General features: G+C 42.9%; 20 protein-coding genes. 7 read left to right on the forward strand and 13 right to left on the reverse strand.

Translation table 11 applies throughout. The features are described from left to right. Positions 1-141 precede the first annotated feature (141 nt). The 4 genes from QWZ01_RS16430 to QWZ01_RS16445 all read right to left on the reverse strand — a co-directional run bounded on the left by QWZ01_RS16430 (position 142) and on the right by QWZ01_RS16445 (position 4,304). Positions 142-999 (reverse strand): oxidoreductase, encoded by an 858-nt coding sequence (locus QWZ01_RS16430; RefSeq protein WP_290325076.1) that lies wholly within the window; start codon positions 997-999, stop codon positions 142-144. 165 nt (positions 1,000-1,164) lie between these two features. Beyond that, positions 1,165-1,812: an SDR family NAD(P)-dependent oxidoreductase gene (locus tag QWZ01_RS16435; RefSeq protein WP_290325078.1), complete on the reverse strand. Its 648-nt coding sequence runs from the start codon at positions 1,810-1,812 to the stop codon at positions 1,165-1,167. A gap of 124 nt (positions 1,813-1,936) precedes the next feature. Further along, positions 1,937-2,851 carry an AraC family transcriptional regulator gene (locus tag QWZ01_RS16440; protein WP_290325080.1) on the reverse strand — a complete coding sequence of 305 codons (915 nt, stop codon included), beginning with the start codon at positions 2,849-2,851 and terminating at the stop codon, positions 1,937-1,939. A 91-nt stretch (positions 2,852-2,942) separates the two neighbouring features. Beyond that, positions 2,943-4,304 carry a sulfatase-like hydrolase/transferase gene (locus QWZ01_RS16445; RefSeq protein ID WP_290325082.1) on the reverse strand — a complete coding sequence of 454 codons (1,362 nt, stop codon included), beginning with the start codon at positions 4,302-4,304 and terminating at the stop codon, positions 2,943-2,945. Positions 4,305-4,592: 288 nt separating this feature from the next. On the opposite strand from QWZ01_RS16445, the gene QWZ01_RS16450 reads away from it, so the two are divergent. Beyond that, complete coding sequence (locus tag QWZ01_RS16450) at positions 4,593-6,998, forward strand: ABC transporter permease (protein ID WP_290325083.1); 2,406 nt, start codon at positions 4,593-4,595, stop codon at positions 6,996-6,998. Positions 6,999-7,085: 87 nt separating this feature from the next. Here QWZ01_RS16450 and QWZ01_RS16455 read toward each other — a convergent pair whose 3' ends face one another. From QWZ01_RS16455 to QWZ01_RS16480, 6 genes are all read right to left on the reverse strand, one after another. Next, positions 7,086-7,997 (reverse strand): helix-turn-helix domain-containing protein, encoded by a 912-nt coding sequence (locus QWZ01_RS16455; protein ID WP_290325087.1) that lies wholly within the window; start codon positions 7,995-7,997, stop codon positions 7,086-7,088. A 27-nt stretch (positions 7,998-8,024) separates the two neighbouring features. Next, entirely contained in the window at positions 8,025-8,840 is an 816-nt protein-coding gene (locus QWZ01_RS16460) for an SDR family oxidoreductase (protein ID WP_290325089.1), read from the reverse strand. Between the two features lie 123 nt (positions 8,841-8,963). Then, positions 8,964-9,563, reverse strand: a complete 600-nt coding sequence (locus tag QWZ01_RS16465; RefSeq protein ID WP_290325092.1) for a flavodoxin family protein — start codon at positions 9,561-9,563, stop codon at positions 8,964-8,966. 34 nt (positions 9,564-9,597) lie between these two features. Continuing rightward, a complete protein-coding gene (locus QWZ01_RS16470; protein ID WP_290325094.1) occupies positions 9,598-10,062 on the reverse strand; it encodes a nuclear transport factor 2 family protein in 465 nt (154 codons plus the stop codon). Positions 10,063-10,091: 29 nt separating this feature from the next. Continuing rightward, positions 10,092-10,550, reverse strand: coding sequence for a cupin domain-containing protein (locus tag QWZ01_RS16475; protein WP_290325096.1), 459 nt, complete (start codon positions 10,548-10,550; stop codon positions 10,092-10,094). A 63-nt stretch (positions 10,551-10,613) separates the two neighbouring features. Next, complete coding sequence (locus QWZ01_RS16480) at positions 10,614-11,597, reverse strand: aldo/keto reductase (protein ID WP_290325098.1); 984 nt, start codon at positions 11,595-11,597, stop codon at positions 10,614-10,616. Between the two features lie 158 nt (positions 11,598-11,755). On the opposite strand from QWZ01_RS16480, the gene QWZ01_RS16485 reads away from it, so the two are divergent. From QWZ01_RS16485 to map, 3 genes are all read left to right on the forward strand, one after another. Next, entirely contained in the window at positions 11,756-12,652 is an 897-nt protein-coding gene (locus tag QWZ01_RS16485; RefSeq protein ID WP_290325100.1) for a helix-turn-helix domain-containing protein, read from the forward strand. Between the two features lie 143 nt (positions 12,653-12,795). Continuing rightward, positions 12,796-13,080 (forward strand): hypothetical protein, encoded by a 285-nt coding sequence (locus QWZ01_RS16490; protein ID WP_290325102.1) that lies wholly within the window; start codon positions 12,796-12,798, stop codon positions 13,078-13,080. A 224-nt stretch (positions 13,081-13,304) separates the two neighbouring features. Next, on the forward strand, positions 13,305-14,069 hold the full coding sequence (gene map, locus QWZ01_RS16495) for a type I methionyl aminopeptidase (protein ID WP_290325104.1): 765 nt from the start codon (positions 13,305-13,307) through the stop codon (positions 14,067-14,069). An 89-nt stretch (positions 14,070-14,158) separates the two neighbouring features. On the opposite strand, the gene QWZ01_RS16500 is transcribed toward map, so the two are convergent. Beyond that, positions 14,159-16,066 (reverse strand): beta-L-arabinofuranosidase domain-containing protein, encoded by a 1,908-nt coding sequence (locus QWZ01_RS16500; protein ID WP_290325105.1) that lies wholly within the window; start codon positions 16,064-16,066, stop codon positions 14,159-14,161. Positions 16,067-16,279: 213 nt separating this feature from the next. Between QWZ01_RS16500 and QWZ01_RS16505 the strand changes: the two genes are divergently transcribed. From QWZ01_RS16505 to QWZ01_RS16515, 3 genes are read left to right on the forward strand one after another with little or no spacing between them, the layout of a single operon-like run. Next, on the forward strand, positions 16,280-16,660 hold the full coding sequence (locus QWZ01_RS16505; protein ID WP_290325107.1) for a DoxX family membrane protein: 381 nt from the start codon (positions 16,280-16,282) through the stop codon (positions 16,658-16,660). Between the two features lie 37 nt (positions 16,661-16,697). Next, positions 16,698-17,015, forward strand: coding sequence for an ArsR/SmtB family transcription factor (locus QWZ01_RS16510; RefSeq protein ID WP_290325109.1), 318 nt, complete (start codon positions 16,698-16,700; stop codon positions 17,013-17,015). Continuing rightward, positions 17,015-17,518, forward strand: coding sequence for an SRPBCC family protein (locus QWZ01_RS16515; RefSeq protein WP_290325110.1), 504 nt, complete (start codon positions 17,015-17,017; stop codon positions 17,516-17,518). Before QWZ01_RS16510 ends, QWZ01_RS16515 begins: the two co-directional genes overlap by 1 nt. A gap of 89 nt (positions 17,519-17,607) precedes the next feature. On the opposite strand, the gene QWZ01_RS16520 is transcribed toward QWZ01_RS16515, so the two are convergent. Together QWZ01_RS16520 and QWZ01_RS16525 are read right to left on the reverse strand one after the other, a co-directional pair. After that, the gene (locus QWZ01_RS16520; protein WP_290325113.1) at positions 17,608-18,714 is read right to left on the reverse strand and encodes an acyltransferase family protein; all 1,107 of its coding nucleotides are present in this window, start codon (positions 18,712-18,714) and stop codon (positions 17,608-17,610) included. Between the two features lie 86 nt (positions 18,715-18,800). Beyond that, positions 18,801-21,245 carry a glutaminase family protein gene (locus tag QWZ01_RS16525; RefSeq protein ID WP_435404566.1) on the reverse strand — a complete coding sequence of 815 codons (2,445 nt, stop codon included), beginning with the start codon at positions 21,243-21,245 and terminating at the stop codon, positions 18,801-18,803. Between the last annotated feature and the right edge of the window lie 140 nt (positions 21,246-21,385).

The following is a 21,385-nucleotide window of genomic DNA, read 5'->3' on the forward strand; positions in this document are numbered from 1 at the left end:
ATTTAAATAATTGTTAGCGTAGTTCATATGGTTAATAACCTGTTGATAATACCGCATCAGCAGAAAAATTTCTCCAGTTAGTCATAAATGGAAAAAGCCGGAAAAATTTCCCGGCTTTTTGTTGTAAGTATATGAGATCAGTTAAGCTTTGGCGGCAACATCATCATGATCTGTCCCGGTAATGGTATCATACCAGTTTTCAATGTCCTTTTCAAAGGCCGCTGTTTTTTCGCGGAAACGTTGCAGGGTATCGCTACCCAAAGGCAGGTGTACCGGAGGGTTTTCAGCATTACCCAACTTTACAAATGCAAGGGCAAGCTTTTCAGGATCGCCAGGCTGCTGGTAGTTTGCTTTGGCGGCAAAGTTGCGCATGGCTCCCACTGTTTCTGCATAATCATCAATAATATGTTCACTGCTGAACAATGATGACTCATCCAAAAAATTGGTACGGAAAAAGCCCGGAGCTACCACAGTAGCGTGAATACCCAGCGGAGCCACTTCCATGGCCAGGGCCTCAGTGATACCCTCGATAGCAAATTTGGTTGAACCGTAAAGTCCCCAACCGGCGTAGGCACCCAAGCCACCAACAGATGATATATTGATCACATGACCTGAGCGCTCTTTGCGCATAAAAGGCAATACTGCCCTGATCACATTGAGCGTACCGAATACATTCACCTCATAATTGCGTTTTACTTCCTGATCGGTAGCCTCTTCCACACCTGAGAGTAAACCGTAACCGGCATTGTTAACCAGCACATCAATACGACCGAAATGATCAATAGCTTGCTGAGCTGCCGCATTTACCTGTTCCTGGTTAGTTACATCCATTGTAACCACGTATAAATTATTATTGTTATTGAATTGTTCTGCCAGTTCGGAGGCTTTGCTGCGTACGGTGGCAACTACCTTATCGCCAGATGCTAATACTGCCTTAGTAATATCTAAACCGAAGCCTCTTGAGGCGCCGGTAATGAACCATGTTTTTGGAGTTTTCATTTTTTTATTGTTTTTATTTGATAGTTCAAATTTCGCAACAAAACAGGCCCTCCCTTATAGCAATAACACAGGTTCTGTTATGAATATCAAAGATTAACGACATAGGATAAAATAAAAACGGTCCTGGTTTTCAGGGCCGTTTTTAAACCGGTATATGTAATAACTTTATTGTTGAATTTCGGCCACTGCTCTTTCCTCGTACAGTTTCCAGAACAAGTTGGCCAATAAATCCGGCGAATGCGTTGCGCTTTGTTCATTTATATACCCAGCTACTGTTAGCAGACCAACGTAAATATTTTCGTTTTTAAGCCGATCATGTAATTGATAGGCAAGACTCCGAAGCCCCGCTTTACCTATCGATAATGATCCATAACCTGCATCGGGTGTAATACCAAGGCCACCACCTGTTAATAAAAACGCGCCTTGTTTCTCCTTTAAACCAGGATAAGCAACCTGCAACGAATGCAGGGCATTAGCTACATTGATAGTAAAATCATGGGTCAGCACTTCAGTACTTTCTTCCATAATATCCTTAGCCTTAACCACAGCCGCGTTGTAAAGTACAACATCAAACCCGTTTACCTGAATTGCCAGTTTTGATATGGCTTCGCCAAGTTCCTTTGCATTACCGGCATTGGCTATCGTATAGCTTACTTCCCTAACTCCCTTTGCCGAAAGCTCTTGTTTAATATTTTCCAGATTGGCTGCGTTACGGCTAATAAGGGCTATGGAAAAATCCTCCTTCGCAAATTTATTAGCCACTCCCTGGCTTAAGCCAGGGCCGGCACCGATAATTAAAATTGACTTTTTCATTTTTATTATGTTTTTGTTTTACAAAGATCAGCCGGATCGATAGACCGGTTTGTACCAAAAACAACGCTTATATTATGAATATCAAGGTTTTTGCCGTTCAACCGAAAATGTACAGAAGTCCCGATCAGTAGGTTCTCCTGAACTCGGCAGGCGTTATGCCTGTATTCTTTTTAAAGAACTGGTTAAAATTAGGCTGCTCGGCAAAACCTATACTATAGCTGATGTCCTGCAAACTCCAATCGGTTTGAACCAGTAATGCCTTGGCCTCATCAAGCAGGCGGTTGCGGATATGAGTGCTGGCGTTTTGACCGGTATGTTTTTTAAGTAAGGCGTTCAGATAATTGGGATGTACATCAAGGCTATGGGCAAACTCCTTGGCAGTTTTTATGCGGATAGGCGTACTGTAATTGATGCCCGAGGTTTCCCGCTCCAGCAGATCAAAAAAGTGATGTACGTGTGTGTAATCTTCCGTAACATCATCGGGTTTGGGGAAGCGGGCCACTTTCATACTTTCAACCATGAGCAGTTGCAAAAATGCCTGCATGGCATCTTCTTTAAATTCGCTATTGCCCAGTTCTTCTTCCTGCATTTTTTGAAAATACTGGCATATCAATGGCACTTCGCTTTCGGTTAAGCGGATAACACTCTTTGGCTTATCCACAAACAAACCAAATTTATCAATCACCGCCTTTAACTGCGGCTGATGGTTAACAAACGTTTTTTTAAACAGCACATAATAACCACCCGGATCATCCGACAGGTTTTTCCATGAAATAATATCATTGGGATGAATGAACAACAGTGTGGGCTCCTCAATATAATAGGTATTAAGCCCCATGGTAAATACCCCCGCCCCTTTTGAAATCAAAAGCACCTTATAAAACTCCCTGCGATTGGGAGATAAGTAGTTACGGCACTCATGCTGTTCCCGGTTAAAAACCCTGATCGTCCAATCCTCAAAATAATCGCGCAGTACCGGTATCATATCCGGCAGATCGCGCAGGGTATCGATGGTTTTGCTATCTAAGGTTGTTTTCATGTTACAATAAATAAGTATTGTTTAAAACAAAGCTAATTTACAAACTTGATAAGCAATTAATCAGGTTTTACCTCTGTTGATGTGGATATTCTCACTCATTTATTTTCCCGCTTATCTCCACGTTATTGTGGGATACGCTGGTCTCATTCAGAAAGTTGGTTAAAATCGGCATCAGGCGTTTTACCTGGTCTTCATTTTTATCGGCCAGGTTTACCCGCTCGGCCGGGTCCCAGGCCAGATTAAACAATTCAACCTTAATGTCGCCTTTGGGTGTTTTAGTACGCCTCAATTTCCAGTCGCCATCACGTACCACTTCGCCAATTGTATTTACATAAAATATGATCTGGTGTTTGCCTTTATACTTAGGATCGGTTAATAATGGAGCAACGGATTGCCCGTCTAACTTGCGGCCTTTAGGTAATGGAGCGCCCGTCCACTCGGCCAGGGTAGGCATTATATCAAGGCATGAAAAGGCCGATGTTATGGTTTTATTGCGCAGCGTATGGTTTTTCCAGTATATGATGAAAGGCACCCTATCGCCCCCTTCATAGGTTTCAAATTTGGCCCCTCTGAAAATCCCCGGAGAGCCTGCATGATACTGGCGGGTAACACCATCAGCATAAACCCTGTCAGGAATATTAAGCCATGGGCCATTATCGCTCGAAAACACAAATATGGTATTATCGGCAAGCCCCTTAGCTTTTAGTACCGACCATATTTTGGCAAAACTCTCATCAAGCTGTTCAATGATGTCACCATACTCGCCACCATCTGAATGTACCTTGCGGTACTTACGCGCGGCAAATGCAATAGGCAAATGAGGCATATTATGCGCCAGGTATAAAAAGAAAGGCTGCTTTGCCGACTGCTGTTTGATGAATTTAACAGACTCATCGGTATACAGATCAATCAAGGTACTATCGGCAGGTTTATAAATAACCGGGGTACGGTTTCTGAATATCTTGATCACGGTATCGGTAACAACGTACGGCGCCCTGTAATCATGACTGTACAGCATACCGAAAAAAGAATCAAACCCTTTGGTATTGGGTAACGTGGTATCCCTGTCGCCCAGGTGCCATTTACCAACCATGCCTGTTTTATAACCAGCCGATTTAAGCATTTGCGCTATAGTAACTTCGGCAGTAGGGATGCCATGATTGGCTCCCGGGCCAACCGGAACAGGCAAATTCATACGATTGGCATACCGGCCAGTAAGTAACGCGGCCCGCGAAGGCGTACATATTGGCGAGGTAACTACATAGCTTGTGGCCCTTATGCCCTCATGAGCCATGCTATCTAAAAACGGGGTTTTAATTAGCGGGTTACCATAACAACCAATATCGCCGTATCCCAGATCGTCTGTAAGGATAAAAATAACATTTGGCCTTTTTTGACTGTATCCCTGAATGGATAACAGGATCAACAAAGCGAAAAGGAATATTTTTTTCATACGTTTAAGTTTTCGTTATGGTAACCGGCCCAGCTTTTTATCCGGCTGCCTAATATACTATAACCAAAACGGATACTACAAAATGGTAAGGATATTATTACAGTTATATTGCTGTAAACCACCTTAATTAAAACCGGACGGCAGCTGCATCATAAACGAACACATTGCGCAAGGCAAAAACATCATAAATAGCACAATTTCAATAACTTAAACCTATGGCACCGGTTTTGAAAATAAAAAAATGATTGGCATTAGCATAATGATTTGATCACTAACACCTGAAAAAAAATGTTAAAAAACTATTTCAAAACGGCACTCAGAAATTTATCCCGCCACAAAAGCAACTCCGCAATTAATATTGCAGGTTTGGCCGTAGGCTTTGCTGCTTATCTTTTAATATTTCTCGTGGTTCAGTACCAACAGAGCTTTGATCAGTTCCATACCAAAAAAGACAGGATATACCGCGTAGGCAGGGCCGGTAAAAATGCCGACAGCCGCGGGTATCGTACCGGTGTTCCGGTACCGGTAACCTCAGCCATAAGAAACGAACTATCCGAAGTAAAAAATGCTGCGGCCATAGCCAGTTTTGGTGATGTGCAGGTAATTGTTCCGAATAAAGACATCTCAGCTCAAAAAAAATTCAAGGAAGTAAGCGGAACCTTTTTTGCCGAACCGCAGTTTTTTCAAATGTTTGATTTTGGCTTGGTAGATGGCGATCTGAAAACTGCCCTGAGTGAACCAAATACCGTGCTGCTGACCAAAGCTACCGCCACTAAGTATTTTGGCGATTGGCGGGGAGTGATTGCTAAAACACTTAAAATGAATGGTCGACTGGTTAAAATTACCGGGATACTTGAAAACCCTCCGGTAAACACCGACTTCCCCATAAAGGCGGTATTGTCTTATATTTCTGTTGCCAGGAATAACGATAAAAACTGGTCGGGTATTGATGATAATAATTATTGTTTTGTGGAGCTTGCCCCTAACCAAGCAGAAACACGGCTTAGCCAATCGCTTGCAGATTTTACCACCCGGCATATCAAACCCGTAAATCCGGGTTACGACCTTACGCTTCAGCCCCTGAGTGAAATACATTATGATGAGCGTTATGGCAACTTTACCGGCCGTACCTTTAGCAAGGATCTTATCCTGGCGCTTAACCTCATAGGCTTGTTCCTGGTGGTTGTGGCCTGTGTAAACTTCATTAACCTTACCATTGCGCAAGCCATTAACCGTGGCCGCGAAGTAGGTGTACGGAAAGTACTGGGTGGCAGCAGGGCACAGTTAATGCTCCAGTTTTTAGGCGAAACTTGTGTAACAAGCTGTTTAGCCTTCCTGCTCTCGCTGGTTATAGTGGTATTTTGCCTGCCTGCCATCAATAATTTATTGAATATTCATATTTCGGTATCCATGCTTTACAGCGCCAGGCTAATCCTGTTTATGCTTGGCTCATTGGTGTTGGTATCACTCATTTCCGGGTTTTATCCGGCGTTGGTATTATCGGGCTTTAAACCTGTTACCGTTTTAAAGGGCGATGGCATGGGAACCGATCAAAAAAAGGGGGTTTTATTCAGGAGAGGGCTGGTTGTTTTTCAATTTATGATAGCACAGGCACTCATCATAGGAATGTTGGTTGTAACATCGCAAATGGATTATTTTCGTGGCACCAACATGGGCTTTAAAAAGGATGCCCTCATTTATGCAAGCTTCCCGGCTGATAGCCTTGGCCGTACAAAAATTGACTATCTGCGCGATGAGCTACTAAAAGTTCCAGGTATTAAAAAGGTTAGCCTGAGCATGTATTCACCATCATCGGAAAGCGGCGGCTGGGCCACCGACCTACGCACCGAAGGCAATAAGAGCGGCAATTCAGACATGATAGTGAATGTAAAAATTGCTGACCCTCAATTTTATGATGTTTATGATCTGCCGCTTGCTGCCGGTAGGGTATATTTCCCGTCAGACACGGCACGCGAGTTTATGGTAAATGAAACCCTGGTTAAAAATTTAGGTATCCACAAACCCGAAGATGCCATAGGCCGCAGAATCAGCATAGGCGGCACCGTTTTACCCATAGTGGGCGTGGTGAGAGATTTCCATACCAACTCCCTTCGCGACCCTATCGGGCCCATAGTAATGACCACTTCAAAAAATGGATATCATTTGGCCAATGTGCAGATAGACCTTAGTAAAACAAAATCAGTATCTGCTGCTATGGAAAAGATATGGGGTAAAGCCTTTCCTGAATATACGTTTGAATATCATTTCATGGATCAAACAATCGCTAATTTTTATGAACAGGAAAACCAGCTTTCGCAGTTGTACAAAATATTTTCGGGTATAGCCATTTTTATATCCTGCTTAGGATTATACGGGTTGATCTCGTTTATGGCAATTCAGCGCAAAAAAGAAATTGGTATACGCAAAGTGTTGGGCGCACCTGTACAGGATATTGTGATTCTGTTATCCAAAGAATTCACCATCCTGGTAATGATAGCGTTTGTAATTGCCTCGCCGGTTGCCTGGTATTTTATGCAACAGTGGCTGCAGGCTTATACTTTTCATATCTCCATCAGCATATGGTTCTTCATAGCTACCATTTTATCATCAATATGCATTGCATGGCTTACTGTGGGTTATACAGCAATAAAGGCTGCATTGGCTAATCCGATAAAGAGTTTAAGAACCGAATAAACGGCATCCATCATCAATAAAAAACACAAAACCCCGCTTTATCGGGGCTTTGTGTTTTTTAAGCTTTACCGGCTAACTGCCTGGCTTTTAATTCAGGCTCCTGTACTCAACAGGTGTTTTACCTATTTTTTGTTTAAAGAGTTTATTAAAATATTGCGGGTACTCAAAACCTAATGAATAGGCTATTTCGCTAACAGATCTGTCGGTACTTAATAACAGGCTCTTGGCCTCCTCTATTAAATGGTAATGAATGTGCTCCTGCGCGTTTTTACCCGTTTCCTTTTTAAGCAGATCGCTCAGGTAACTTGGCGACAGGTAAACCTGGTCTGCAAGGTGTTTAACCGTAGGCAAGCCTTGTTCATTTATGTTGTTACCCTTAAAATATTCGCTCAGTATCTTCTCTATTTGAACCACTACCGAGTTGTTTGAACTTTTCCGGGTAATAAACTGCCGCCCGTAAAATCGGGTACAATAATTTAAAAGCAACTCAATGTTTGATACGATGATAGCCTGGCTATGCACATCTATATTTTCCTGTAATTCGGCCTCAATCTTTAATACAAGATCATGTAATATCTGGTGCTCTTTTTCTGACAGATGGAGCGACTCAGACATTTCGTACGAAAAAAAAGTATAATCCTTCAGTTTGTCATTCAAAGAAGTGGCCCTTATCAAATCGGGATGAAAAAACAGGCCCCACCCTACCATATTTGCAGATACATCAATGTCGTTATCCATTTCAATTACCTGGTTGGGGCCCATGCTCATGAGGCATCCATCCTGAAAGTCAACAATTTTGCGGCCGTACTTTAAATTATTGCGGTTATAGTTTTTAAATAATAACGAATAGAAATCGGCCGAAAGCTTTGTTTCTTCGTTAACCAGATCACGCACCTCGCTAAAATCCACAACTGCAACCAATGGATGCCGTACAGGTTGCCTGAGCCTGAAAAACTTGAACAGATCAGTAATGGTATGCAGCTGGATAAAAGCGTTCATGGTACCTCTAATTTAAGCATTGAACAATTAAAGCCCGAATTGTTTTTTCATTCCGTCGGCAAACGTTTTGTCATCAACCAGACGGCGGTTCTCAATGATCACTTTGGCATCTTCCCCGGCGGTATATCGCAATTGATCGGTACCATCAGTGGCAGCCTGGTAAATTACATCAGCAACCACAGCTGCGGGCGAAGCATCGGCAAAAAACACGGGCATTCCGGCCAGTATTTTACCAACTATCGGCTGATAATCTGCAAGGCTTTCATCATTGCTAAAATCCATTGAACGGGTTGCAAAATCAGTTGCTATGGCACCGGGTTCAACTATCTTCACCTTTCCGCCAAACTGCTCTACTTCGTAATTCAATGATTCGGAGATACCTTCAACAGCAAACTTGGTTCCGTGGTACAGCGCACCTAAAGGGAAGGTCATTTTGCCTCCGATAGAGGATATATTGACAATGGTACCGCTTTTGTTTTCACGGAAATGTGGAAGCAAGGCTTTGGTAACATCTAAAAGTCCTATCACATTGGTATTAAACTGGCGAATGATTTGCTCCCGGCTAAAAGCCTCAAGGATACCATAGGCACCATAGCCTGCATTATTAACCAATACATCTATTTTACCAAATTTTTGAATACCTGCGTTTACCGCCTTGTTTATGGAGTCCGGGTCAAGTACATCCAGCCTGGTAAGCAATAAGGTATCTGAATTGGTTAGTTCTGTTTCGTTTTCAGGATTACGCATGGTGGCAATCACGTTCCACCCTTTTGACCAAAATAGTTTTGCAGTTGCTGCTCCAATTCCACTGCTCGCACCGGTTATTAAAATTGTATTTTTCATTTTTTTAAATTTTAAATTACGGTGTAAAGGTCGGTTCGGGAGTGTAGCTGCTGATAACACTAATTCGGGGAGATTGTATCCTTTTTACGGATTCAATAAAAAGGCATGCTATAAAATGGAATGTTACCTGAGCATTTTGATTTTACTAAGCCAGACTTTAACCTCGTTACGGGTTTGTACTTCCTTTTGACCCTGCATTACAAATAAAACACCATCACGCTCAACACCACCTTTAGTGGAGTAGCCCTCCAACACTTTACTGTGCGGACAAAGTTGTTTTAAAGTGTCAAAACTACTGCCCACCCCGTAACCAGCGTTGCTATTAAAAGGAATAATTGTTTTGCCACTAAGATCATACTGGTTTAAAAAGCTTTTCATTGGCGGCGGCATCTTCATATCCCATGTGGGGAAGCCAACAAATACAATATCGTATTGCTCTATACTGTCTATCCTGGTTTTTAAAGGAGGCAGAAAGCCTGTTTCATTTTCTTTAGATACCTGTTGTACTGTTTGCCGATAGTTTTCCGGATAGGGTGTTTGCAACTCCAGCGCCACTAATTTTCCATCCACGTAACCGTGTATCATCGCTGCTAAAGCTTTAGTATTATTGGTTCTTGACAGGTATACGATCAATATCTTTTTTGATGGCGGAGTTTGTCCGCTTGCCCATACCGAGGTAAAACAGAGGCTGATCAGGAAACAGTAAAAGGCAGCTTTTTTCATTCTGGTGTTATTAATAGTTGACAGGTCACAATGCTTAGTGCTGAGCATCGTTAGGGCTAAGTTGCTTGGTGAAAGATAAAGAACCCAGCTTCCATTTGCCGCTTTCCTTAACATAAACCTCGGTAACAATAAAAGGGTTTGTTACCTCATTACCCCCAACAACAGCCAGTAAAGTAATATTATTTAACAGGATAGCAGTGTTGTCAATAATATTTACGGAAACGGAATGAACGTCGGCTTTTTTATAATGTATGCCGCCGGTTTTGATCACATTTAACTCCGGCGCTTTACCCCAGCTACCACCCATATGTACAAACACAGCTTTTTCATCAAATAATGCGTTCAGGGAATCCACATTTTTGTCGGCCATCCAAAGCCACTTGGTTTTGGAAAGATCAATGATCTCCTGCTCGGCTTTGGCAGGTGTTTTAGCCGTTTGTGCGGAGCAGAACTGTGTCGAAATAAATAATAAAGAGAAACCGAATAGTAATGCTTTCATAATTTTAAATTTTGGGTTTATAACAGGATTTAATTGGAGGCTTTACTATACTCGGCATCGGTTACCCGCTGAAGCCACTGGGTTTTATTTTTGGCACCATTGGTGCTAACCGCTATATAGGTTAAAGCGCTATTGGGTGCTGCACCATGCCAATGGGTTACGCCCGGAACACATTTGATCACATCTCCCTTATGAACAACCTGTATAGCCTTGCCTTTTTCCTGGTAGTAGCCGGTACCATCAGTAATGATCAGGATTTGCCCGGCCGGGTGAATATGCCAGTCTAACTTGGCTCCTGGTGCAAAGGTTGCGGTTGCTATGTTACAATCAATTAAACTATCGGCTTTATTCAATTCTGTAAGCCATACCGTACCGGTGTGATTGTTTACTGTTGATACTTCGCCTTTAGGGAAAATAGACCCGGATTGGGCAAATACCGGTGCTGCTAATACGGTTGCTATGACCGCAAGGAATATTATCTTTTTCATTTTCTGTAATTTTTTTGAACATAAAAAAAAGACGAACCGGCTCGGTTCGCCTTTTTCAAAATATTAACGGTTTACCATTTTTTGAGCTTGCTCAGAATAACGATGACCTTGTACCTCAATATTGGCCAAAGCTTCATTAATTTCTGCCAGATCATGACCTGATAGTTGTATCTCGGCAGCACCTAAGTTTTCTTCCATCCGGTGCATTTTGGTTGTACCCGGAATTGGCACTATCCATGGCTTTTGGGCCAGCAGCCAGGCCAGTGCAATTTGCGCCGGGCTCGCTCCTTTTTCGGCAGCAATGCTTCCTAACCTGTTAACCAAAGCCTGGTTTGCCTTGCGGTTCTCTTCAGAAAAGCGGGGCACCGTATTCCGGAAGTCATTTTCGGTAAAAGTTGTATTTTCATTAATGGCTCCTGTTAAAAAGCCCTTACCCAGCGGGCTAAACGGAACAAAACCAATTCCCAGTTCTTCAAGCGTTGGCAGTATCTCGCTTTCCGGTTCGCGCCACCAAAGTGAGTATTCACTTTGCAATGCCGCAACAGGTTGCACAGCGTGTGCCTTACGGATAGAACCAACACCAGCTTCAGAAAGACCAAAATACTTCACTTTACCTTCCGCAATCAGGTCTTTCACTGTTCCTGCCACATCTTCCATAGGTACATTAGGGTCGACACGATGTTGGTAAAACAAATCGATATGATCTGTACGCAGTCGCTTCAAAGCGGCTTCGGCCACCTCACGGATCCGTTTTGGGCTGCTATCGGCACCTAAAGCAGGTTTACCTTCCATAAAACCGAATTTAGTCGCTATCACCACCTGATCACGATAAGGTGCCAGGGCTTCGCCAAGTAACTCCTCATTGTCAAAAGGCCCGTATGCTTCTGCAGTATCAAAAAAGGTTACACCATGTTCTACCGCTGCATGCAGCAATTTAATAGCTTCATTTTTAGCCGTTGCGGGGCCATATCCAAAGCTCAGTCCCATGCATCCGAAACCAAGTGTTGATACTTCAAGCCCACTTTTTCCTAATTGTCTCTTTATCATAATCTTCTTTAGTGATATTATATGGATACAAAGTTCTGTGCTTTTATTGACCGCAATGGGATACAGATTACGGATGTTTCTACCATTATTACAGATTTGCATAGCGCTATAGGTAACACATTGATTAATAGCGTAAATTTGAATTAAAATAAAGGAACATGGATAGTATGCGACGCTTTAACACCATCAGCGAATACAACGCTTTTAATAATAATGAAACCAAACACCCATTGGTAACAGTGGTTGATCTGTCAAAAGCCGCCCCAAGACAGGGGTCACAAATGTACTTCGGCTTTTACATAGTGTTTTTAAAAGATGTAAAATGCGGTGATCTTGTTTATGGCCGGAATACTTATGACTACCAGGAAGGTACATTGGTATTTATGGCACCTGGACAGATTGCAGGCGTTAACAGCAATGGCGATTTTTACCAGCCCAAAGGCCGTGTACTGGCCTTTCATCCCGACCTCATCCATGGCAGTTCGCTTGGTAAGCATATTCAGGATTACAACTTTTTCAGTTATCAATCCAAAGAAGCACTGCACCTATCAGAAAGAGAGAAAAACATCGTTTTAGATTGCTTTTCAAAGATAGATTACGAATTGGACCAGTCGGTTGATAAGCACAGCAAACGGCTTATTATATCCAACATCGAACTTTTTCTGGATTACTGTGTTCGATTTTACGACAGGCAGTTCATCACCCGCGATCATGTGCACCAGGGCATCATTGAAAAATTTGAAAAAGTACTCAATGATTATTATGCCTCCGAAAAACCACAAACAGTTGGCTTACCTTCGGTTGCCTATTTTGCCGGCGAATTAAACCTGTCGCCAAACTATTTTGGAGATCTTGTAAAAAAGGAAACAGGCAAAACCGCGCAGGAATACATACAATTCAAACTTATTGATATTGCCAAAGAAAAGATCTTTGACCACAATAAAACCGTTAACCAGGTTGCTTATGAACTGGGCTTTAAGTACCCGCAGCACTTTACACGCTTGTTTAAAAAACGTGTGGGCCAAACACCGCAAGAATACCGTAGTTTGAACTGAAAAGCTACCATTTAAAATAGCCAATAATTTCTTTATTCGTTCAAACCATTATTTCACCGGCCTGTTCCATATGGAAATTATATTGCCCTTAATAGGTGGCAAATCACATAACCTTAAAATGTACTGAATTATAAAACTTAATTATGAAAGCATTTGAGATACGGGTTGGCCAAAGCCAGCAATTATTAAGGTTTGAACCACAGGAAAAAACAAATACCTTCAAGATTTATGCTGTCGATAAGGCCGAAGACTGGCTTAATCGTGAACAGGCACGCTCGGTAGACATACCGCCGGATGGATTACTCGGCTTAATTACCATCCACAGTGCTCACCATTTTGAATTTGATGGACCAGCTGCCTTCACCGGTCAGGATCTTTCAAGCATTGCCGCCCAGATCGTGCAGCATCCGCAATTCAGGCAAGAGTAACGTGTTCTGGCTAAGCTCTAAATTCTTTAAGACTTCTACCTCATCAACACAAGCCTTACGTGCATACGCAAGGCTTTTATGTTTCTCTTTAGAGCAATCTTAAATCCACGAAGTAACAGTGTATTTAAACATATTCAACCGAAGCGTTGTTCACATAAACTGACGCTGGGCAAACGCTGCCCAATGTATTAATTGTTAATTTTGCAGCAGATAAAGATTAAAAAATGTCTATAACCACCGAAGACGAAAGAATTGGAATACAGCAGGCAAGCGATGCCGTTGCCATCACGCTTAAAAAAATGCGTGAGTTTGCCAGGCCGGGTATTTCAACAAAAGAACTTGACGAGTATGGCGGCCAATTGCTGGCTCAAATGGGGGCACACTCTGCTCCTTTGTTAACCTATGATTTTCCGGGGCATACCTGTATCAGCATTAATGAGGAGGCTGCCCATGGCATTCCTTCTGCCGAAAAGATCCTGAAAGAAGGTGACCTGATCAATATTGACGTATCGGCAGAGTTAAATGGTTACTGGGCCGATAACGGAGGTTCATTTGTATTAGGCAAAGATATTCACGGTCATGGCAAACTGGTGGAGGCCTCAAAAGAAATACTGAAAAAAGCCATTAGCAATATTAAGGGTGGCGTAAGGATATCAGAAATAGGCAGGTTGATAGAAACCGAAGCCAAAAAGGCCGGTTACACCGTAATAAAAAACTTAACGGGTCATGGTGTTGGTCGCAGCCTGCATGAAGAACCCCACGAAATAGCTAACTTCTGCGACAGATACAACACCACACGTTTCAAGAAAAATTCAGTGGTAGCTATAGAAACATTTATTTCAACAAGATCAACCATTGCTGATACCCAGGCCGACGGATGGACGCTGACCGGAAATAAAGGCGGTTTTGTTGCGCAGCATGAACATACCATTATGGTAACAGGCGGCGAACCTTTCATATTTACAGCGCAAAACGGTATCTGGGATTAAAAATCCTACCAATAATACTTTTTACTATAAAACAAAAGCCCTGCATGTTTACGGGGCTTTTGTTTTTTTATATCCTAAACATGAATTGATCAGGGCTGAAGTAACCAGGCCGACCAAACATTATACTTGTTATCATTATTCCAGCTATTGCCGGCCGAGGCATAATCACATAAAACAACTTCTACTGGTTTGTTATATGATCTTTCTCTTAAACTGCCAGCATAAAAATCTGTCTTATAAGCCAGGTATATGTTTTGCGGCTTATCCTGTATCTCTGTAAGATTAATATACTGGCCGCTAACGTTATGATGGTCAAAATCAAGCGACTCATCGGTATCCAATTTATTTAGCCGGTTGTCGCGGGCCAAAACTACCGGGCCGCGCATAATTGCAAAATGCTTATTTACATCGCCGCTTGTATATTCAATACGGCCGCGCATATCCAGTTTTATGTTGATCATATCGCCATCCTTCCAGGTTCTGTTCAATGTGAGGTATTCGCCGCTTATTACAGGCTGATCGACAGCCACATTATTTATTGAAACCTTATTTTCTTTGCTCCACTGAGGTATACGAAGGTGAAGGGTTAATGGAGACGACGCACCGCCATGTACTATGATTTGAATGCCGCCTGTTTTAGGATAGTCGGTTATTTGTTCAAGCGTAACTGTTTTCTTGCTTACGGCATTGAAACTTGCCTTGCCGGGTATATAACTGTTAACATAAATATTTTGCCCCTGGTACATGTAGCTCACCGCCGGGAAAAGCATAAAAGCTCTTGGCGAATTTGCTATACAGCAATTGATATCCATATTGCATTGCCCTTCGCCAAGCTCGCGTACGCCGCGCAAAACACTGTACTTGGCAAAAGTATTGCCTGCGGGCATCATTGCCCCCATCATAGCATTGTACATGCTTATTTCAATGGCATCCATGTATTTAGGGTTACCGGTGAGGGTTAACAGGTTTTTGCAAAGTTTTATCCAGGTCATGGTAACACAGCTTTCCATAGGATGTATAGCCGGTTCGGCCTGCCTGAGCCCGCCCATGTACCATTTCTCACTGCTTGATGCACCCCCACAGATATTGATCTCGTGCGCCATGATCTCATCAACGGTTTTTACCGTGGCATCCAGATATTCTTTTTTACCTGTAACCCGGTAAAGTTCAAGCATTCCTTCATAGCATGACATCATTTCATAAGCTTTTTGCCCGTGTTCAATACCGGGAGCCTTGTAGCGCTCACTTACCAATACCCCGGCAAGGCCATTGGCTATAAGCTTAGGCTTGCCATGTTCCTCATTTTGCACTATATATTCGGCAAAGTCAAGGTATCGTTTATCGCCGGTGCGGTTATACATCAGCACAACGGGTTCAAGGATAGAGGTACTTGGTAAACCTGCATAATTACCGGTAGCGGCAATATCCCTTTTGCCGGGACCAACTTCAGTCATTAACTGATTTAACAGTCGCTTTGCCGATTCAAGTACCTCCTTTTTCCTGCTGAGATCATAATAATCTATCAGGCCGAGCAGGGTATATTTTCTGCCCCATATATCCCATTGATGCAAGTGACAGCTATCGGCATAGTTGCCTATGTAACCATCTTTCAGCTGAGTTGCCATTAAACCAGCAGCGGCTTTATCTACATTATCACGCAATTTCTTATCATCCGGATCATAACGCAGGGCAGCGATAGCCGATGTGATCCATTTACCCCAAAACTCAGTTTGCCACATGTTGCACTCGTTTTTGGTGCGGAAGGGAGCTACAACCTGTTCAATATCCTGCGCCTCAATACGGTTATGGATACAGGCATTCAATTTATCGCCAACATAGCCTGTTAGTTTTATCTCATTTAGCGGCAGCATGGTTTCCTGGTTAGGAATAAGGCTTTTTGCAATTTGGTTTTGCTGAGCACTGGCGTTTAAACACTGCCCCGCAGCTAATATTGTAAAGCTAAACAGAACAGGCAAACAGCTTCTTTTTACTTTCATTGTTAACATTTATAAAACGCATAAGATAAGTAAAATCATGATTTACTTAATGCGGTTTTATCGATTAATATTTTCAAAAATGCACCTATGCAAAGTAACAATCACCCTCTATAACAGAGCACTAAATTATTTTTTTTAAAACTATTGATAAACCGAATGGTTGCAGTTATATTTGCAACCATTCGGTTTATTATTCAGAAAAAACTTATCATTATGAAACCTAAAATCCTATTTGTGTTATGCTTACTTGTTGGCTTGTTATTCGTTAACGCGGGCCTCGATAAATTTTTTCACTACATGCCTGTCCCGAAAGACATGCCTGAAAAGGCAGCAAAAGCAGGGATGGCCTTTATGACCATCGGCTGGATACTACCACTTGTGGGCGCAGCAGAATTAATTGGCGGCTTACTGCTTATTTTCAAAAAAACAAGGGCGCTCGCCGCCGTTATTCTTGTACCTATTATAACCGGTATTTTGCTTGCCAACATCAGCATGGCACCTCAGGGGTTACCTATTGTTGCGGTAATAATTGCTGTTATAGTTTGGGTTATAGCAGATAACTGGAGCAAATACCTGCCAATGATCAATGAGTAATTGAACTCTTGATCTAAAAAATAAAAATTAATACCCCATGAGAAGAGATGTTTTCCAGGCCATAGCCGATCCTACACGCAGGGCTATCATCGCTTTAATAGCATTACAAACGATGACGCCCGCCGCAATTGCCGATCACTTTGAAATGAGCCGCCAGGCCATTTCAAAACACATGCGGATTTTAACGGAATGCGCGCTGGTAAAGGCAGACCACAAAGGCAGAGAGATATACTACCAACTGGAAATCGACAAGATGAAGGAGATTGATAAGTGGCTCGAACAATTCAGGAAGATCTGGGAAAGCCGCTTTAGCCAACTGGACGAATTATTATCAACCATTAAAAAGAAGAAATAATGAAAAACAACCTGCAATTTGATTTTGTGACCGACAAGGTTAAAAACACGCTGACTATACGCCGTGAGTTTTTGGCAGAACGCCCATTGGTATGGGATTGCTATACCAAGAGTGAGCTACTTGACCGCTGGTTTGCGCCTGCACCGCTTACCACGAAAACAAAATCAATGGACTTTCGCGAAGGCGGACATTGGCATTACGCCATGATAGAACCAAACGGCACCGAATATTGGGGCTATACCGAGTACTTGAAAATCCGGCCTATTGATTATTACACCTCTACCGATGCCTTCAGCAACGAAGCCGGCGAAATTAACCAGGACCTGCCACGTGCAGAATGGCTGGTGACTTTTTTGGATAAAGGTGAAAACTCCCTTGTTGAAACCGTGGTTACCTATAAATCGCTGGCCGACCTGGAAAAAGTTGTTGAAATGGGTATGGAGATGGGAATGACCCTAACCCTTGCCAAACTGGATGACCTCCTGGCAGAGTTAACCAAATAAGCCCTGCGTTGACATTAAAACTGCTATTACTCTAAAATTTGAGTCATAAAAAAAGCCCCGTGTCTGCGGGGCTTTCCTCATTCATAAAATTAGCCAAGTTTTTTTCGCAGCCATTTACGAACCGGCTCATCATACCATTTTAGGGTGATATAAGCTAGAACAATTGCACCTATCAAAATAGCTAAAGCATAAGGCCAGGCCTGAACAATGGTTACGCCTTTATGATTACTGATCCATGCCACGTAAAAATAAACCAGCGGATAATGCACCAGGTAAAGCGGATAAGATATATCGCCGAGAAACTTGCAGATCCTGCTCTCTGTTCGGGTTTGCGCCTCGCCACTGGCACCAAGGTAAACGATAAGCGGAAAAACAATAATAATACAAACAGACTCATATATCCCGTTCATCCAAAGATGGTTGGCACCGCCGATGCGCGGCATATACAACACCACCGCCAATAAAACGCTGCACCATAAAAATGCCTGCCTGATATGTGCGGGCTTAATGATACGCGAAAGTAACAGGCCTGCAAAAAACGGGTAAATGGTACGGGTTATGCCTACACGCACCTGCTCTGCGTTAAATGTCCAGCCGCCGCTTACATCGCCATTGGTAATGGCAAGTTGCGCAAGTGCTACAGCTGCAATGCATACCAGCACGGTCAAAGTAGTTTTTGAGAATTTCCTTATCCAAACCGCATACAGAATATTAGCGATGTACTCAAAGAATAAAGACCACCCTACACTGTTAAGGGGATGCATCTCCTGCCAGCCGCGTATATCCATAGATAGCGGTATCGGCAAAATTGTGTAACCGATGAGCAAAACCAGCAGCATTTTCCATAATGGCACGGTATGAATAAGCGGCCAGATGGTAGAATCTGTAAAATAAAAGCCTATGGCTCCCAATGTCATACCCAGAACCACGAGCGGTTGCAGGCGTTCAATGCGGCGCTTAAAAAAACTGCCGATGGTCATTTTATTCCAGCGGTCGTCATAAGCATAGCCGATAACAAAACCCGACAGCAGGAAAAAGAAATCAACTGCCAGATACCCATGATTAACTATAATATCCAGGTGTCCGGTACCCAGCGGTTCGGTAAGGTGAAAGGTAACTACGATGATGGCCGCAACACCGCGTAAACCATCCAATATAGGATAATGCGGTTTGGTGGTCAGTTTATTATTGTCCATTGTATAAGATCTTGTGATATGAGTTGCATACAGCCCTGCCATTCCCGAAACAGGAAACTGTATGGCTCATATTATGCGTTCCGCGATTATTTTGCTTTCAATTTATCAGCAAGCATTTTCATATAAAAACCACCTACTACGCTCCTTGCCTTAAAGTTTTCCCTGATTCCTGTTTTTGAATCATAAAAATCATTAAGCGGCACACGTGATGGGGTTTCCAGTGCATGCACATATAGCGGCCTGATCAATGCCTCGAACTGATCTTTCTGCGGAGCAAAAGTTGCTGTCCAGGCAATCCAGTCATTTTTGGTATATGATTTACGGCTGTCAAGCGGAATCCCGAACTTATTTATTTTGGTAAGGTAATACCGGGTTTCGGTATCATACACTTTTTGAGGAAACAAATGTAAGCTCAGTACCTTGTCCCAAACCAGGTTATATTTCTGACTCCAGGTATCTTTGTTATCAAAAGTAAGTGCATAATGATCGCCTGCGTCAGCCATTTTTATCCACTCAGGCACCATGCCTTCGGCAATAGCCCGATACTTTTTGGCGGTTTCGGTTTCACCCATTGCCTCGGCCATTTGCGCGTAGCAAGCTATTGCCACTATGGCTTTTACCGATAAGTTGGCGTTGCGGGCCAAATGTCCGGCAAAATCATCCGTACATAATTGTGATTTAGGATCTAAACCATCTTTAGCAAGGTAATCAACCCAGGTGCTGAGTGTTTGCCAGTGTTTTTTGGCATAATTGGCATTGCCTTCCACCTTAGCAATAGCAGCGCAAAGGATGATCATATTGCCAGATTCCTCCACCGGCATCGGCTCACCATAGGTTTGTCCGTTGGCCTTTGGATAAGTGCCCAAGTCATGCGCAGCCCATGGGTGCGGATATTTACCCGTTTCGCTGAAGTGGAAAATACCGTTCAGCATACCCTGCATCAGTTCCGGATTATAAAGCAGGTAAAGCGGTGCCGAGGGATAAGTTACATCCACAGTGTTTATGAAACCACCGCTGTTGTTTTCCTTAGATAGCCACAGGGTTTCGCCCGCAGGGCTTTTAACCAGCGTATGAGCCGCAATACTTTGACGATAGGCCAATACGCACAAATGTGCATACTCGGCCCCTCCCGAACGTAAGGCATCCGCGTAAACCTCCTTATCAAAGGCAGTACATTTTTGTATAACAGACTGGTATTCGTTAAAGGCATTTGTCAATTCGTCTTCAATAGTGGCTTTGCCTGAATTATTCCACCAGGGCCTCAAGTCGGTATTGAAGTATTGTACAGAAAACCGTTCGTCATAACCTAACTCAACAAAGCGCTCCACAGCGTTTTTACCAACAGTTCCGAAAGGGATGATGGTATTCAATGAAAGTGAACGCCCCTTTGATGCTGTTGATGAAACAGCTCCCTTTTTGAATGCGTTAGCTGCCTCGCTGCCTTTGGTAATAAACTGAACCGCACCGTTGTTCTTTGGCGCAGCTACATAAAAATAGCCCCAGTCTATACGCATATCGTCGCCGCCTTTTTGAAGAACTGGCTGCTCAATAGTGCCGGCTTTTAGTACAGATAGTTTCGCGGTGGCATATTTTTGAGCGCTAACATCCTGTGTTGGCTGATAAACCGCGATATCAGATGAGGCGCCGAGGAAAACTTTTACAGCATGGTTTTTCCCGTCGTTCGCATTCACTTTATAAGCAATGTATGAAACCGGGCGGGATAACAAGCGCAGATCATTCAACAGCAATGGTGACGTAAAAGTAAGCTGAAGGTTCACTTTCCCGGCGGCGAAATTGTATACCGTTTGCGTTGCATTTACCTCAACATCCTTTTGCTGGGCCAGTAATATCCGGGCGGCATTGTCCTTTAATCTATCTACAAGGCCAAAATCCAAAAACCTGCCACCGGCAGTATTAGCCAGGTGTATGGCTATCACATTTTGCCCCGCTTTAAGCGTGCTTTTATTGATCGGGAAATATTGAAAACTGCTTGTCCAACCTTTCTTCTCGTAAACGTTCGTTCCGTTCAGGAAAACCTCAATGTTGTCATCGTGGTTAAGTTTTAAAAAAAGCTCATTAATGCTGGCTATGGCATTAACATCAAATGTTCGCCTCACCCATATATCATCCGATTTCCACAATGTTTTTACGTTCTTTTCATCATCACCAATCGGTGCCTGTCCAGACTTCCAACCGGCAGTACTGTACTTTGGCGATGTCCAGTCACCCGCTGGTTTATTTTCTGTATAGGCAACGCTATAAGGCGCTTCATCAGAAGCGCTCAATATGGTTTTGTAGTTGGTTTGCTCTTTCCCAAGAAAACGATAGATCTTGCCATCTACATTGATCAGTCCTAATAGCGAGTGCTCTGCACCTGTCCAATGGGTGGTGGTTGAGTTGTTCAGTTGATCGGTATTTGACCAGATGCTAAAGTAGGTGTTATGGGTGATCAGCGGATAGGCAGGTGCTTTTCTTTCCTGAGCATGCACTGTGCCTGCCATACAGGCATAGGCCAGTAAGACCAATGACATTAGTCGGTTAGATTGGTTCATAGGTAGTATATATAATTGATTTTTTATTCAGCAGGCTAAAATAAATAAAAGCGCGGCAGGTATGTCTTCATATCGTGTCAAAGTCGATGCATATCGTCTCAATTTCGCCCATTTTTGCA

The organism is Mucilaginibacter aquaedulcis (assembly GCF_030409325.1).
Lineage (GTDB): Bacteria > Bacteroidota > Bacteroidia > Sphingobacteriales > Sphingobacteriaceae > Mucilaginibacter > Mucilaginibacter aquaedulcis.

What these genes read in the sequence shown, in the direction of transcription:
- QWZ01_RS16430 (WP_290325076.1), bottom strand. Translation starts at nt 999, where the DNA reads ATGAAAACTCCAAAAACATGGTTCATTACCGGCGCCTCAAGAGGCTTC.
- map (WP_290325104.1), top strand. Translation starts at nt 13,305, where the DNA reads ATGTCTATAACCACCGAAGACGAAAGAATTGGAATACAGCAGGCAAGC.
- QWZ01_RS16520 (WP_290325113.1), bottom strand. Translation starts at nt 18,714, where the DNA reads ATGGACAATAATAAACTGACCACCAAACCGCATTATCCTATATTGGAT.
- QWZ01_RS16480 (WP_290325098.1), bottom strand. Translation starts at nt 11,597, where the DNA reads ATGATAAAGAGACAATTAGGAAAAAGTGGGCTTGAAGTATCAACACTT.
- QWZ01_RS16450 (WP_290325083.1), top strand. Translation starts at nt 4,593, where the DNA reads ATGTTAAAAAACTATTTCAAAACGGCACTCAGAAATTTATCCCGCCAC.
- QWZ01_RS16505 (WP_290325107.1), top strand. Translation starts at nt 16,280, where the DNA reads ATGAAACCTAAAATCCTATTTGTGTTATGCTTACTTGTTGGCTTGTTA.
- QWZ01_RS16515 (WP_290325110.1), top strand. Translation starts at nt 17,015, where the DNA reads ATGAAAAACAACCTGCAATTTGATTTTGTGACCGACAAGGTTAAAAAC.
- QWZ01_RS16500 (WP_290325105.1), bottom strand. Translation starts at nt 16,066, where the DNA reads ATGAAAGTAAAAAGAAGCTGTTTGCCTGTTCTGTTTAGCTTTACAATA.
- QWZ01_RS16460 (WP_290325089.1), bottom strand. Translation starts at nt 8,840, where the DNA reads ATGAAAAATACAATTTTAATAACCGGTGCGAGCAGTGGAATTGGAGCA.
- QWZ01_RS16490 (WP_290325102.1), top strand. Translation starts at nt 12,796, where the DNA reads ATGAAAGCATTTGAGATACGGGTTGGCCAAAGCCAGCAATTATTAAGG.
- QWZ01_RS16485 (WP_290325100.1), top strand. Translation starts at nt 11,756, where the DNA reads ATGGATAGTATGCGACGCTTTAACACCATCAGCGAATACAACGCTTTT.
- QWZ01_RS16445 (WP_290325082.1), bottom strand. Translation starts at nt 4,304, where the DNA reads ATGAAAAAAATATTCCTTTTCGCTTTGTTGATCCTGTTATCCATTCAG.
- QWZ01_RS16510 (WP_290325109.1), top strand. Translation starts at nt 16,698, where the DNA reads ATGAGAAGAGATGTTTTCCAGGCCATAGCCGATCCTACACGCAGGGCT.
- QWZ01_RS16435 (WP_290325078.1), bottom strand. Translation starts at nt 1,812, where the DNA reads ATGAAAAAGTCAATTTTAATTATCGGTGCCGGCCCTGGCTTAAGCCAG.
- QWZ01_RS16440 (WP_290325080.1), bottom strand. Translation starts at nt 2,851, where the DNA reads ATGAAAACAACCTTAGATAGCAAAACCATCGATACCCTGCGCGATCTG.
- QWZ01_RS16475 (WP_290325096.1), bottom strand. Translation starts at nt 10,550, where the DNA reads ATGAAAAAGATAATATTCCTTGCGGTCATAGCAACCGTATTAGCAGCA.
- QWZ01_RS16525 (WP_435404566.1), bottom strand. Translation starts at nt 21,245, where the DNA reads ATGTCATTGGTCTTACTGGCCTATGCCTGTATGGCAGGCACAGTGCAT.
- QWZ01_RS16455 (WP_290325087.1), bottom strand. Translation starts at nt 7,997, where the DNA reads ATGAACGCTTTTATCCAGCTGCATACCATTACTGATCTGTTCAAGTTT.
- QWZ01_RS16470 (WP_290325094.1), bottom strand. Translation starts at nt 10,062, where the DNA reads ATGAAAGCATTACTATTCGGTTTCTCTTTATTATTTATTTCGACACAG.
- QWZ01_RS16465 (WP_290325092.1), bottom strand. Translation starts at nt 9,563, where the DNA reads ATGAAAAAAGCTGCCTTTTACTGTTTCCTGATCAGCCTCTGTTTTACC.